Here is a 14405-nt window from a genome sequence, read left to right as displayed (position 1 = left end):
AACTCATCCGACCACATAACAATTATTTTACATTGGAAGAGAGCATGAGCCATTATCCGTCGCTGTTCGCCCCACTTGATCTGGGCTTTACCACGTTAAAAAACCGTGTGCTGATGGGCTCGATGCATACCGGGCTTGAAGAGCGCCCGGATGGTGCAGAAAGGCTGGCAGCCTTTTATGCTGAACGCGCCCGCCACGGCGTGGCCTTGATCGTCACCGGCGGCGTTGCACCGTCGCTTTCCGGCGTGACGGTGGAAGGCGGCGCGATCCTGCGCGATGCAGCCCAGCTTCCTCACCACCGGAAAATCACCGATGCCGTCCACCAGCAAGGCGGGAAAATCGCGCTGCAAATTCTCCATACCGGGCGTTACAGTTTTCAGCCGGGGCTGGTCGCACCGTCTGCACTGCAGGCCCCAATCAACCGATTTACTCCCCATGCGCTCAGTCACGAGGAGATCCTGACCTTGATCGACGACTTTGCTTATTGCGCGCAACTGGCGCAGCAAGCGGGCTATGACGGCGTTGAAGTGATGGGTTCTGAAGGCTATCTGATTAACGAGTTTCTGGCCGCCAGAACGAACCAGCGCGAGGATGAATGGGGCGGAGATGCCACGCGGCGGATGCGTTTTGCGCTGGAGGTACTGCGCGCTGTGCGGGCGCGTGTCGGACGCGAGTTTATTATTATTTTCCGCCTGTCGATGCTGGATCTGGTCGAAGGTGGCGGAACCTTTGAGCAGACCGTTACGCTGGCGCAGGCTGTTGAAGCCGCTGGCGCGACCCTTATCAACACCGGGATTGGCTGGCATGAAGCACGTATCCCGACGATTGCGACGCCCGTGCCGCGCGGGGCATTTAGCTGGGTGACCCGCAAGCTGAAAGGCAAGGTGAACATTCCCCTTGTTACCACCAACCGCATTAACGATCCGCAGGTGGCAGAGACGATCCTCGCCAATGGCGATGCGGATATGGTGTCGATGGCGCGCCCATTTCTTGCCGATGCAGAACTGCTGTCGAAAGCGCAAAGTGGTCGCGCGGACGAGATAAATACCTGCATTGGCTGTAACCAGGCTTGCCTTGATCAGATCTTCGTCGGCAAAGTAACCTCCTGTCTGGTCAATCCGCGTGCCTGCCATGAAACACTGATGCCAATAACACCGGCTGCGCAGAAGAAAAACCTGGCGGTGGTGGGAGCAGGCCCGGCGGGGCTGGCCTTTGCAGTCAATGCCGCCGCGCGTGGGCACAGCGTAACGCTATTTGATGCGCAAGCCGAGATTGGCGGGCAGTTTAATGTGGCCAAACAGATCCCTGGCAAAGAGGAATTTTACGAAACGCTGCGCTACTACCGCCGAATGCTTGACCTGACAGGTGTGGCCCTGTGCCTGAGTCAGCGTGTCGATCCAGGCATGCTGACACTGTTTGATGAGGTGATCCTCGCCTGCGGCATTGAGCCGCGTATGCCGGAAATAGACGGCATTGATCACCCCAGCGTACTGAGTTATCTCGATGTCCTGCGCGATAAAGTCCCGGTTGGCGAACGGGTGGCAATCATAGGTTGCGGCGGGATCGGCTTTGATACCGCGATGTATTTAAGTCAGCCTGGCGAACCGACCAGCCAGAATATTGCCGAGTTTTGCGTGGAATGGGGTATTGATACCAGCCTGCATAACGCAGGGGGGCTGCGTCCGGAAGGCCCACAACTGCCTAAAAGCCCGCGCCACATCGTTATGCTGCAGCGAAAAGCCAGCAAACCCGGCGAAGGCCTGGGGAAAACCACTGGCTGGATCCACCGCGCTACCCTGCTGTCACGTGGCGTGAAAATGATCCCGGCAGTCAGTTATCAAAAGATCGACGATGCGGGTTTGCATCTGATGATCGGCGGAGAGCCGCAGCTGCTGGCGGTTGATCATGTGGTGATCTGCGCCGGCCAGGAGCCGCGACGTGAGCTGGCGGAGCCGCTGCGTGAAGCCGGTAAGACGGTGCATCTGATTGGCGGGTGCGATGTAGCACTGGAGCTGGATGCCCGGCGGGCCATTGCCCAGGGCACTCAACTGGCGCTGGAAATCTGATCGACGCATGCCGGACAGGCTCCGGCATGCGTCACGGTTATCCGCGTTTTTTACGTACCTTAACCGCTTTGAGGATGACAAATTTATTATTGGTGGCGACGGTTTCGCAGTTACCAAATACTTTCTTCAGCTTGCGGAAATAGTCCAGGTGCCGGTTGCCGACGATACGCAGTTCACCGCCGTACTTCAGGCAACGGCGCGCATCGTTAAACATCTGCCAGGCAATATGATCGGTGATGGCGCTTTGCTGATGAAAAGGCGGATTGCACAGTACCGCATCAAAGCGATCCGGCTCCACGCCGGACAAAGCGTTGTTGATCATAAATTCGCAACGCGCGTTCGCCTGCGGCAAATTGGTCGCCACGTTTAACCGGGCGGAAGCGACGGCCATCGCGGACTCATCAACAAATAACACGCGTCCGTCCGGGTTTTGCGCCAGCAATTGCAGACCAATTACCCCGTTACCACAACCCAGATCAACCATTTCCCCTGTCAACGCTTGCGGCAAATGTTGCAGGAAGAAACGCGCGCCAATATCAAGGGCGCTGCGCGAAAAGACGTTGGCGTGGTTATGAATAGTCCAGTCGGTTCCATCCAGCTTCCAGCTAGCGAGTTGCGCCACCTCGACACGTGCCGGAGCCGTAAAGGTACAGTGAATTAACCGTGCCTTTTTCCACGCCAGCGACGTCGTCGTCGGCCCGAGGATCTTTTCAAACAGCGCCAGTGTTGAATTATGCACGTCGCGGGTTTTTGCCCCGGCGATAATCCGCGTCTGCGGCGTCACAACGTCGCGTAACGCAGACAATTGCTGCTCAAGCAGCGCCAGTTGCTTGGGCACTTTGATCAACACCAGCGCGGGGTTGGCGGGCAGCGGAGCGAGGCTGTCCTGCAAGGTCACCGCATCTTCATCAAGCGCGTTAATACGCAGGTTATGCTGCGTTGCCAGCCCGGCAATCCAGGAGTCGTTCACACTGACCGGGTGATGTTGCGCCAGCGCACAAGCCAACGCGCCGAAGCTATCATTAAAGATGAGTACCGGGCCTGCGACCTCATTCACCTGTTGCAGCAAATATTCATCTGCCGCATCCCATGCCTGTAACGACGCCTCTTCCACGCCGACCGGGAATCTGTCTAAAGTGAATGACTGTCCGTTTAACTCAACCTGGCTCATCGCCCCTCCGCAGTGCTAAAATTCGCGCGTTTTATCGCTTAAATACGTCGGGAAGTAAACACATTTCGCCATGCACACGCTGACCTATCTTCAGGGCTATCCTGAATCCCTGCTAACGCAGGTGACCACATTGATTGAACAGAACCGGCTGGGTGAGGTGCTGCAGAAACGCTACCCTGACAGTCATGGTATCACCACCGATAAAGCACTTTGGCACTATACACAGGATCTAAAAAACCAGTACCTGCGCAATGCCGCGCCGGTGAACAAAGTAATGTACGACAACAAGATCCACGTACTGAACAACGCCCTTGGGCTGCACACCGCGGTGTCACGCGTGCAGGGCGGTAAGCTGAAAGCCAAAGCCGAAATCCGTGTGGCAACGGTATTTCGTGACGCACCGGAAGCCTTTCTGCGCATGATTGTGGTACATGAACTGGCGCACCTGAAAGAGAAAGAGCATAACAAGGCGTTCTATCAGCTCTGTTGCCATATGGAGCCGCAGTATCATCAACTGGAGTTTGATACCCGCCTGTGGCTGACGCATCTTGCGTTGAAATAACCCACCGGGCAAAAAACTGCTAGTCTGGTGCACACCCCTTTTGTCTGCCTGTGATGCCTATGTACCACATTGATGATTTCGATCTGAAAATCCTGACGCTGTTGCAATCTAACGGCCGCCTGACGAACCAGGAACTGAGCGCGCTGATTGGTCTGTCTGCTTCGCAATGTTCCCGGCGGCGCATTGCGCTGGAGCAGGCGCAGTTGATCCTCGGTTATCACGCTCGTCTTGCACCCGATGCAGCAGGCCAGGGGATGCTGGGGCTTATTGAGGTCCGGCTGCTGAACCATACGCCGGAATGCGTGGCGAGTTTTCACCAAATGGTATGCGGCGTTGAGGCCATTGTGGATGCGTATAAAACCACAGGTGATAACGACTATTTATTGAAAGTCGCCGTCTCCGATTTGCCAGGCCTGAACCATCTGATTAGCGGTATTTTGGCGCAGAACAAGAGCGTCGCGCACCTGAAGACGTCGGTCGTGCTTAATCGCCTGAAAGAGAATGGCATGTCGATGCCGGGCAGTAACACCATGCCCTAATTTGGGGCATTTCGCCCCAATTCGGTGCAAAGACTTCCCCTGACGTGCATTAAACCCCACTATAACGCACGATTCACGCCTTTACGGCCCAAATACTGCATACATTGTGCAACGTAGTGTTTTCAGCGCTTTCAACGCGTTAGCGATAGCCACGCCTGTTTTCCCCTCCCTTCGTCGTCGTGACAGGCGCAGCCTGGTGTAGTTATTGCAAGTGAAGCTTATCTTTTTCACTTAATGAATAATGCACACTTATGGATAACGTCCTCACGCCCAATAAACTTGCCCATAGCTGGCTGGAAGATGCGCTGGCTCTGCTGTTCGGTACGCTGATGATCTCTTTTGGTGTGGTGCTGTTTCGCCAGTCTGGCGCATTAACCGGCGGCACCGCAGGGCTGGCTTTTTTGATCCACTACACAACGCACATCTCATTTGGCGCGGCGTTTTTTGCCATCAACCTGCCTTTTTACTGGTTATCGGTGCGTCGGATGGGCGCGCAGTTTACGCTAAAGACCTTTTGCGCCGTGGCGATGGTGTCGATCTTTTCCGATCTCCACGGCCGCTTTATTCATATTGATCAGCTTAATCCTTACTACGCCACGCTGTTTGCCAACATTATGATGGGCATTGGCTTTGTGGTGCTGTTCCGGCATAAAGCCAGCCTCGGCGGTATGAATATTCTGGCGCTCTATCTGCAAGAGAAAAGCGGTATTCGTGCCGGGAAATTCCAGATGGTGGTTGACGCCTGCATCGTTACCGCATCGCTGTTTGTGGTCAGCTTGCCCATGCTTGTGATCTCGGTAATCGGCGCGACGATGCTCAATTTGATTATCGCCATGAACCACCGCCCGGGGCGTTATGCGGTATAACTCTGCGGGCAGGGGCACTGGTTTTGTCATCTCGTCGTGGTAGAGTGACGAAAGTCCCCTCATTACGGAGAATCAGCGCCTTTATGATACGTTTCGCTGTCATAGGCACCAACTGGATCACTCGCCAGTTTGTCGATGCCGCCCATGAAACGGGCAAATATAAACTCACCGCCGTCTTTTCCCGCAGCCTTGAGCAGGCGCAAGCGTTCGCGAATGATTATCCCGTTGAACACCTGTTCACCTCGCTTGAAGCGATGGCGCAAAGCGATGCGATTGACGCGGTGTATATTGCCAGCCCAAACTCTCTGCACTTTCCACAAACCCGCCTGTTCCTCAGCCATAAAAAGCATGTAATCTGCGAAAAACCGCTGGCGTCGAATCTGAGAGAAGTGGAGGAGGCTATCGCCTGCGCACGCGAGCATCAGGTGGTGTTGTTTGAAGCGTTTAAAACCGCCAGCCTGCCCAATTTCATACTGCTTAAGCAGTCACTGGCCAAAGCCGGTAAAGTGCGTAAAGCCTTTATTAATTACTGCCAGTACTCTTCCCGCTACCAGCGTTATCTGGACGGCGAAAACCCTAATACCTTTAACCCGGCCTTCTCTAACGGCTCGATTATGGATATTGGCTTTTATTGCCTGGCGTCTGCCGTGGCGCTGTGGGGCGAGCCGTATGCGGTGCACGCAACTGCCAGCAAGCTGGAGAGCGGTGTAGATGCACACGGCGTGGTGGTCATGGATTACGGTGATTTCAGCGTAACGCTGCAGCACTCAAAAGTGAGCGATTCTGTTCTGCCGAGTGAAATCCAGGGCGAGGCAGGTTCACTGGTGATCGAGAAGATCTCCGAATGCCAGAAAGTGTCATTTGTGCCGCGCGGCGGTAAGCCGCAGGAACTAACCCAGCCACAGCACATCAATACCATGCTGTATGAAGCTGAAACCTTTGCCCGGCTGGTGGAAGAAAATGAAATCAACCATCCGGGTCTGGCTGTCAGTCGTGTAACGGCAAAACTGCAAACCGAGATCCGTCGCCAGACCGGCGTCGTGTTCCCGGCCGATGATGTGGGTGCGCAGTTGCCTGCGTAAAGGTTCGTAAGCCCGTCCGGCCTTTCATTGACGGAATGAATGAGCTGACATATTTTGTTACCTGCAAAGGGGAGTAACTTCCATGCCGGTGGATCGTCATTACGATGCGTATATGCATCCGGTCGCCGGGCGTCTTTACCGACGTAAGTGAGACCTTGCCGGAAGGCGAGACTCCCTGCATCTAAAGCAAGCGGCTGACGTCTTCTGACGTTAGCCGTTTTTGTTTTTAGGTAAGGAACTGATGATGAATAGTGTCGGCACACCGATGTTATGGGGCGGATTCGCCATTGTGGTGGCGATTATGCTCGCCATCGACCTTCTGCTTCAGGGGCGTCGCGGCGTCCATACGATGACCATGAAGCAGGCGGCCGTCTGGTCTGTAGTTTGGGTTACGCTCTCGCTGTTGTTTAATGCCGCTTTCTGGTGGTATCTGACGCAGACCGAAGGCCGCGCCGTGGCGGATACGCAAGCACTGGCGTTCCTCACCGGCTATTTGATTGAAAAGGCACTGGCGGTGGATAACGTCTTTGTCTGGCTAATGCTGTTTAGCTATTTTGCTGTTCCGGCGGCATTACAACGCCGGGTACTGATCTACGGCGTTCTTGGAGCCATTGTGCTGCGTACGATCATGATCTTTGCCGGAAGCTGGCTTATTTCCCAGTTCTCATGGCTGCTGTATGTGTTCGGCGCATTCCTGCTATTTACCGGCGTGAAAATGGCGCTGGCGAAAGAGGATGAAGGCGGGATCGGCGATAAGCCGCTGGTTCGCTGGTTGCGTGGCCATCTGCGCATGACAGATACCATCGAGAACGAACATTTCTTCGTGCGCAAAAACGGCTTGCTGTTCGCCACGCCGCTGCTGCTGGTGTTAATTCTGGTGGAACTGAGCGACGTCATTTTTGCTGTCGACAGCATTCCGGCAATTTTCGCCGTTACCACCGATCCTTTTATCGTACTGACGTCGAACCTGTTCGCGATCCTTGGCCTGCGCGCGATGTACTTTTTGCTGGCCGGCGTTGCCGAGCGCTTCTCAATGCTCAAGTACGGTTTGTCGGTGATCCTGGTATTCATCGGCATCAAAATGTTGATCGTCGACTTTTTCCATATTCCGATCGCCATTTCGCTGGGTGTGGTCGGTGGGATCCTCGTGTTGACACTGCTGATCAATGCCTGGGTCAACCACCAGAACGACAAAAAAACGAAGGCGTAAGCTGTAATTCGCCGCTCTGCCACTATGCTGAGCGGCGAAAGCGTCATCCTTGTCGCCTTTATCACAAAACATTAACACAAAAAATCAAAAAGCCGCGCCAGGCCCGAAAAGTACATCTTCTGCACTTCCTTCTTGCCGCAGAGTCCATATACTTCTTTCTGCAAATAAATGTTACATCCTGACAAATGTCATCAAAAAAGACAGGCGGGATGCAACTCCACAACACGAAAGGAACATGGCATGACAACGCACCGCTCCGCCGGGTTACTGCAACGTCTTATTGATGGCAGCCTGGTGAAACAGATCCTTATTGGTTTAATTCTGGGTATCTTACTGGCGTGGATCTCCACTCCCGCCGCCATTGCGACCGGCATTCTGGGTACGCTTTTTGTTAGCGCGTTAAAAGCGGTAGCGCCGGTACTGGTGCTGATGCTGGTGATGGCCTCCATCGCTGGTCATCAGCAAGGGCAAAAGACGAATCTGCGCCCGGTACTGATACTCTATCTGTTAGGCACATTTACCGCCGCACTCACCGCTGTGCTGGTCAGTTTCCTGTTCCCGTCCACGTTACAGCTTGTCCCGGGTGCAAATGATGTCGCACCGCCTTCCGGTATTGTGGAAGTGTTGCGTGGTTTGCTAACCAGCATGATCGCCAACCCGGTAACGGCGCTCATGAATGCTAACTACATTGGCATACTGGTATGGGCGGTGGGGCTGGGTTTTGCACTGCGTCACAGCAACGAGAGCACCAAAAATCTGGTGCAGGATTTTGCAAGCGCGGTGACTTTTATGGTGCGGCTTGTGATCCGCTTTGCGCCGATCGGGATTTTCGGTCTCGTCTCATCCACCCTTGCGACATCGGGTTTTGGCGCGCTGTTAGGCTATGCGCAACTCCTGGTCGTGCTGGTGGGATGTATGGCGTTTGTCGCGCTGGTGGTTAACCCGCTGCTGGTATTCTGGAAAATCCGCCGCAACCCTTTCCCACTGGTTTTTACTTGCCTTCGCGAAAGTGGCGTCACCGCATTTTTCACCCGCAGTTCAGCGGCGAATATTCCCGTTAATATGGCGTTGTGTGAGAAGTTGAACCTCGATCGCGATACCTATTCTATTTCTATCCCGTTGGGCGCCACCATTAACATGGCGGGTGCGGCAATCACGATTACGGTGCTGGCACTGGCGGCAGTCCATACCTTAGGTATTACGGTCGATCTGCCGACAGCGTTGCTGTTGAGCGTTGTGGCGTCGCTTTGTGCCTGTGGTGCCTCCGGCGTGGCGGGCGGTTCCCTGCTGTTGATCCCGCTGGCCTGTAACATGTTTGGTATTTCCAACGATGTGGCGATGCAGGTGGTGGCGGTCGGCTTTATTATCGGCGTGCTGCAGGACTCTTGCGAAACCGCGCTCAACTCCTCCACGGATGTGCTCTTCACCGCAGCGGTATGCCAGGCGGAAGATTCGCGTCTGGTTAACAACGCCCTGCGTAATTAACCTCTTCACCCGCCGTCAACGCGCGGCGGTGTTTTCTTTGCTGCCGCGGTTTCGACGTTAAACGGGTCGATGCCGCGTTGTTGCATACGCCAGAAGCGAATGATGTTCAGGCCATTCATGATTAAAAAACTGCCCTCGATCAGCGAACCGCCAATCGATCCGAGCCAGATATTATGGATCACCCAGCAACCGGTCGAACACCAGAGCACACAACGCATTGGCAACCCTTGCACACGGAACAGCGCCCAGGTACTGACAATCGTACCCGCTACCGGCAACAGCTCGATCGGATGGTGAAACTTCGCCAGCCCCAGCCCGCCGGTTAACACGATAAAAAGCGACATGACCCACAGGCTACGAGTACGGAGCGTTATCAGGGTGCGTAGCGCATTCAGCATGGCGCTCGATCCAGCCGGAAATGCGCCCATCAGAAAGAAGTGCACGCCAATAATGGCGCTATAGACGGAAAGCTGTTTTTTGAACCGCCTTTCGTCACGGTTGATGAAAGTGGTGATACCAATCAGGAAGGCAATGACCCCCACGCCCTGGGCAAGCCAATACGCGGTCATGAAAAATCCTTGCAGTAAAACAAAAGCGGGTAAATGCCCTGATTCAGACACTTACCCAGAGATTTCGCGCCAGGTTACCACGGTAAGTACGCTTATTACCTAAAATCCACTGCGGTGATAGCATGCAGCCAACGTAACCACGGGCGCGAAAGTCACAACTTAATTAAAGCGTTACGCCACTTTTGAAGATAGCCAGCTCACGGAAGTCATTCTTCTCGTTGCAGGTTTTCTTGCCGTTGGCGATTTCCACAATCACATCGACAAACTCATTCAGCAATTGCGGCATCGCTTTGCCGTGGATCAGTTGACCCGCATCGTAGTCGATCCAGTGTTTTTTCTTCGCCGCCAGTTCGCTGTTAGTGGCGATCTTCACCGTGGGTACAAAACCGCCGTAAGGCGTCCCACGACCAGTACTGAACAACACCATATGGCAACCTGCGCCAGCCAGCGCGCTGGTGGCAACGGCATCGTTACCCGGCGCGCTTAACAGGTTCAGACCGTGCGTTTTCAGACGCTCGCCATAACGCAGTACATCGACAACCTGGCTTGCACCGGCTTTCTGGGTGCAGCCAAGGGATTTCTCTTCCAGCGTGGTGATCCCGCCCGCTTTGTTACCCGGCGACGGGTTCTCATAAATCGGCTGGTTGTGGGCAATAAAGTACTGTTTGAAGTCATTTACCATAGTGACGGTCTTTTCAAACGTGCTCTCATCGCGGCAGTGGCTCATCAGGATCCGCTCCGCGCCGAACATCTCCGGCACTTCGGTCAGTACGGTGGTGCCACCGTTTCCAATCACATAATCGGAAAAACGGCCCAGCATGGGGTTGGCGGTAATGCCAGACAGGCCATCAGAGCCGCCGCATTCCAGACCAAATTTGAGTTCGCTCAGTTTACCCGGCTCGCGCTTATCGTTGCGCATGGCCTCGTACAGGGCGTGCATATGTTCAAGCCCGGCTTCCACTTCATCGTCCTGGTGTTGGCATACCATAAAGTGAACGCGTTCTGCGTCGAACTCACCCAGCGTCTGGCGGAATGCATCCACCTGGTTGTTTTCACAGCCAAGGCCAATGACCAGCACGGCACCGGCATTTGGGTGACGCACCATGTTTTGCAGCATGGTGCGGGTATTAATGTGATCGTCGCCCAGCTGCGAGCAACCGTAAGTATGGCTGAACAGGTAAACGCCATCGATCCCTTCTGCGTCCTGCGTCTCTTTCAGGAAACGGTTCTGGATCTGCCGGGCAATACCATTCACACAGCCGACCGTTGGCAGGATCCACAGCTCATTGCGGATCCCGACTTCACCATTAGCGCGGCGGTAGATCTGAATATCGCGATCTGCCGCCTGTGCGCCTTCATCCTGAAAATCAGGTTGATAGCTATACTCGTCCAAATCACTGAGATTGGTACGCGCGTTATGGGAATGAATGTGCTCGCCCTGCGCGATATCCGCCGTCGCATGACCAATAGGCAGACCGTACTTAACAACATTTTCGCCCTGAGCGATGGGTTGCAGCGCAAATTTATGCCCGCGTACCACCGCCTGGCGCAACGTGACGGTGTGGTTGTCGACCACGACTTCCGCACCTTCAGCGAGATCGGCCAGAGCTACCGCAACGTTATCCAGCGAATGGATCTTGATGTATTGCATATCAACCTCAAACAGCCTTAGTTCAGTTCAATCGCGAAGTAATCACGCGCATTGTTAAAGCAGATATTTTTCACCATCTCGCCCAGCAACTGGATATCAGCTGGTGCTTCACCCGCTTCAACCCAGCGGCCGATCATCTGGCACAGGATGCGACGGAAATATTCGTGACGGGTATAAGAGAGGAAACTACGGCTATCCGTCAGCATGCCGACGAAACGGCTCAGCAGACCGAGCTGCGCCAACTGCGTCATCTGACGTTCCATGCCATCTTTCTGATCGTTAAACCACCAGCCAGAACCGAACTGCATTTTGCCCGGCATGCCTTCGCCCTGGAAGTTACCCACCATGGTGCCCAGCACTTCGTTATCGCGCGGGTTCAGACAGTAAAGAATGGTTTTCGGCAGCAGGTTTTCTTCATTCTGCTTGCTCAGCAGTTTGGAGAGTTCTTCCGCCAGCGGACGGTCATTAATGGAGTCGAAGCCCACGTCCGGCCCCAGCAGTTTGAACTGGCGCAGGTTATTGTTACGCAGCGCGCCAATGTGGTACTGCTGTACCCAACCGCGACGGGCATACTCTGCGCCCAGCCATACCAGCACCGCTGTTTTGAACTGTGCCACTTCTTTTTCGTTCAGCGCTTCACCCGCCAGGCGGCGCGCCAAAATGCTGTCGAGCTCAGCTTCGCTGGCTTCGGCAAACAACACGACGTCCAGCGCATGGTCAGACACTTTACAGCCGTGGGCGGCAAAGTGATCCAGACGTTTGTTCAGCGCCGTTTGCAGATCGGCAAAGCGACGAATATCGGTATCCGATACTTCGCCCAGTTTCGCCATATAGTCGTTGAAGGTTGCCTGCTCAATGTTGAAGGCTTTATCCGGGCGCCAGCTCGGCAGTACTTTGATGCTGAATGTGGTGTCTTTCGCCACGGACGCGTGATGCTCAAGCGAATCGATCGGATCGTCGGTGGTACCGACCATTTTGACATTCATCTGCTGCATGATACCGCGCGCGGAGAATTTATCCTGCGCCAGCAGTTCGTTGCCTAAATTCCAGATTTCGTCGGCAGTGGACGGTGAAAGCAGCTTACCTGTAATACCAAATGGGCGACGCAGCTCAAGATGTGTCCAGTGGTATAACGGGTTACCAATGGTGTGCGGTACCGTCGCTGCCCAGGCGTCAAACTTCTCACGATCGGACGCATCACCAGTACATAAGCGCTCAGGCACGCCGTTGGTACGCATTGCGCGCCATTTGTAGTGGTCGCCTTTCAGCCAGATGTCATACAGGTTTTTAAAGCGGTAGTTTTCGGCGATTTGCTGCGGCGGCAGATGGCAGTGATAGTCAAAAATCGGCTGATCTTTCGCGTAGTCATGGTACAGACGGCGCGCAAATTCGGTGTCCAGTAGAAAATCTTCAGTCATAAACGGAGTCATTATCGTCTTCCTCTCAACGAGTGCGTCTGATGTCTATCTTAGATGCTGACAAAGTTATCACACCAATTTCCATAGACCGAAGATATTTTCGTGAGTTGGATCAATAAAAGCGGACAAAAATTTTGCGTTTAATCGGGTAAACCGCGCCCCGGACCGCGCCGCGTCTGGCTTCTCCTGCCAAAGTTAAAGACCACACAAAGAAAAACACTTTTGTGATGTCACTCACCTTTTCAAGTTGTATGACAAGTTATCTTTCCTGCCGTCGAACACATAAGCCGACGGAATGCATTCCCGATAATTACTTGATCGGAACTTGAGGGTAGGGATACCGACTTAAACACACTTACTTATGGCAAGGTTTGGGTCGTAGTGGGAGAGCCTCCCGCTTACACCCTCCCGTTTCATCCTCCGAGGGCGATCGCAGGATGGCCGCGCAAGCGGTAATAACATAACGATGAGGTTTACATGCGTAAAATCAAAGGATTACGTTGGTACATGATAGCACTGGTGACGGTCGGCACCGTGCTGGGATACCTGACACGTAACACCGTAGCGGCAGCGGCTCCAACCCTGATGGAAGAGCTGCACATTTCTACTCAGCAATACTCTTATATCATTGCAGCTTATTCCGCGGCTTATACCGTCATGCAGCCTGTTGCGGGCTACGTGCTGGACATTCTGGGCACCAAGATTGGTTATGCGTTCTTCGCTATTACCTGGGCGGTGTTCTGCGGCGCGACAGCGCTGGCAGGCAGCTGGGGCGGCCTGGCACTGGCGCGTGGTGCGGTAGGTGCGGCTGAAGCAGCGATGATCCCGGCCGGCCTGAAAGCGGCCTCCGAATGGTTCCCGGCAAAAGAGCGTTCTATTGCTGTGGGCTACTTCAACGTCGGTTCCTCTATTGGTGCAATGATTGCTCCGCCGCTGGTTGTGTGGGCGATCGTGATGCACAGCTGGGAAATGGCGTTCATCATCTCTGGTGTGCTGAGTTTTGTCTGGGCAATGGCCTGGTTGTACTTCTACAAACACCCTCGCGACCAGAAAAAATTAAGCGATGAAGAACGTGAATACATCATTGGTGGTCAGGAAGCACAGCATCAGACCAACAATGGCAAGAAAATGACTGTCTGGCAGATCCTCGGCACCCGTCAGTTCTGGGGCATCGCTCTGCCGCGTTTTCTGGCAGAACCTGCCTGGGGTACATTCAACGCCTGGATCCCGCTGTTCATGTTTAAAGTTTACGGCTTTAACCTGAAAGAGATCGCCATGTTCGCCTGGATGCCGATGCTGTTCGCAGACCTGGGTTGCATCGTAGGGGGTTACCTGCCGCCGCTGTTCCAGCGTATCTTCGGTGTGAACCTGATCGTCTCCCGTAAAATGGTCGTGACCATGGGCGCACTGCTGATGATTGGCCCAGGTATGATTGGCCTGTTCACCAGCCCGTATGTGGCAATTGGTCTGCTGTGCATCGGTGGTTTTGCTCACCAGTCTCTGTCCGGCGCGCTGATCACCCTTTCTTCCGACGTCTTTGGTCGTAACGAAGTGGCAACGGCAAACGGCCTGACCGGCATGTCAGCCTGGCTGGCGAGCACCATGTTCGCTCTGGTTGTCGGCGCACTGGCAGATACCATTGGCTTCAGCCCGCTGTTCGCTGTGCTGGCGCTGTTTGACCTGCTGGGTGCGGTGGTTATCTGGACCGTGTTGAAAAACAAAACAGCCGATGAAGTTGTGAAAGAGCATTCGGTGGGCGGCCCGGCCGCACAAAGTTAACTCTCCC

12 protein-coding genes are annotated in these 14405 nt (G+C 54.4%); 8 read left to right on the top strand and 4 right to left on the bottom strand.

All coding sequences use genetic code 11. From position 1 onward, the window contains the following. Positions 1-44: 44 nt before the first annotated feature. Positions 45-2066 carry an oxidoreductase gene (locus tag ACUY4S_RS03290; RefSeq protein ID WP_458022552.1) on the top strand — a complete coding sequence of 674 codons (2022 nt, stop codon included), beginning with the start codon at positions 45-47 and terminating at the stop codon, positions 2064-2066. 37 nt (positions 2067-2103) lie between these two features. Here ACUY4S_RS03290 and rlmG read toward each other — a convergent pair whose 3' ends face one another. Next, the gene (rlmG, locus tag ACUY4S_RS03285) at positions 2104-3237 is read right to left on the bottom strand and encodes a 23S rRNA (guanine(1835)-N(2))-methyltransferase RlmG (RefSeq protein WP_458022553.1); all 1134 of its coding nucleotides are present in this window, start codon (positions 3235-3237) and stop codon (positions 2104-2106) included. A gap of 70 nt (positions 3238-3307) precedes the next feature. Between rlmG and ACUY4S_RS03280 the strand changes: the two genes are divergently transcribed. The 6 genes from ACUY4S_RS03280 (at position 3308) to sstT (ending at position 8981) form a co-directional block, all read left to right on the top strand. Continuing rightward, complete coding sequence (locus tag ACUY4S_RS03280; protein ID WP_458022554.1) at positions 3308-3799, top strand: M48 metallopeptidase family protein; 492 nt, start codon at positions 3308-3310, stop codon at positions 3797-3799. A gap of 59 nt (positions 3800-3858) precedes the next feature. Beyond that, positions 3859-4338, top strand: coding sequence for an Lrp/AsnC family transcriptional regulator (locus ACUY4S_RS03275; RefSeq protein ID WP_312690894.1), 480 nt, complete (start codon positions 3859-3861; stop codon positions 4336-4338). A 251-nt stretch (positions 4339-4589) separates the two neighbouring features. Continuing rightward, positions 4590-5204: a YitT family protein gene (locus ACUY4S_RS03270; protein ID WP_458022555.1), complete on the top strand. Its 615-nt coding sequence runs from the start codon at positions 4590-4592 to the stop codon at positions 5202-5204. Between the two features lie 83 nt (positions 5205-5287). Then, on the top strand, positions 5288-6286 hold the full coding sequence (locus tag ACUY4S_RS03265; RefSeq protein ID WP_312690896.1) for a Gfo/Idh/MocA family protein: 999 nt from the start codon (positions 5288-5290) through the stop codon (positions 6284-6286). A gap of 244 nt (positions 6287-6530) precedes the next feature. Further along, positions 6531-7496, top strand: coding sequence for a TerC family protein (locus ACUY4S_RS03260; protein WP_312690897.1), 966 nt, complete (start codon positions 6531-6533; stop codon positions 7494-7496). A gap of 240 nt (positions 7497-7736) precedes the next feature. Continuing rightward, positions 7737-8981, top strand: coding sequence for a serine/threonine transporter SstT (gene sstT, locus ACUY4S_RS03255; protein WP_312690898.1), 1245 nt, complete (start codon positions 7737-7739; stop codon positions 8979-8981). Between the two features lie 5 nt (positions 8982-8986). Here sstT and ACUY4S_RS03250 read toward each other — a convergent pair whose 3' ends face one another. The 3 genes from ACUY4S_RS03250 to uxaC form a co-directional block, all read right to left on the bottom strand. Next, a complete protein-coding gene (locus ACUY4S_RS03250; RefSeq protein WP_312690899.1) occupies positions 8987-9550 on the bottom strand; it encodes a YgjV family protein in 564 nt (187 codons plus the stop codon). A gap of 163 nt (positions 9551-9713) precedes the next feature. Continuing rightward, positions 9714-11201, bottom strand: coding sequence for a UxaA family hydrolase (locus tag ACUY4S_RS03245; protein ID WP_312690900.1), 1488 nt, complete (start codon positions 11199-11201; stop codon positions 9714-9716). Positions 11202-11218: 17 nt separating this feature from the next. Then, the gene (uxaC, locus tag ACUY4S_RS03240) at positions 11219-12631 is read right to left on the bottom strand and encodes a glucuronate isomerase (protein WP_458022556.1); all 1413 of its coding nucleotides are present in this window, start codon (positions 12629-12631) and stop codon (positions 11219-11221) included. Between the two features lie 465 nt (positions 12632-13096). Between uxaC and ACUY4S_RS03235 the strand changes: the two genes are divergently transcribed. Then, a complete protein-coding gene (locus tag ACUY4S_RS03235; RefSeq protein WP_312690902.1) occupies positions 13097-14398 on the top strand; it encodes an MFS transporter in 1302 nt (433 codons plus the stop codon). Positions 14399-14405 lie beyond the last annotated feature (7 nt).

It is taken from the genome of Kosakonia beeri (genome assembly GCF_054165705.1).
Note: the sequence above shows the minus strand (reverse complement) of the source record. Positions and strands in the feature narration are given on the sequence as shown.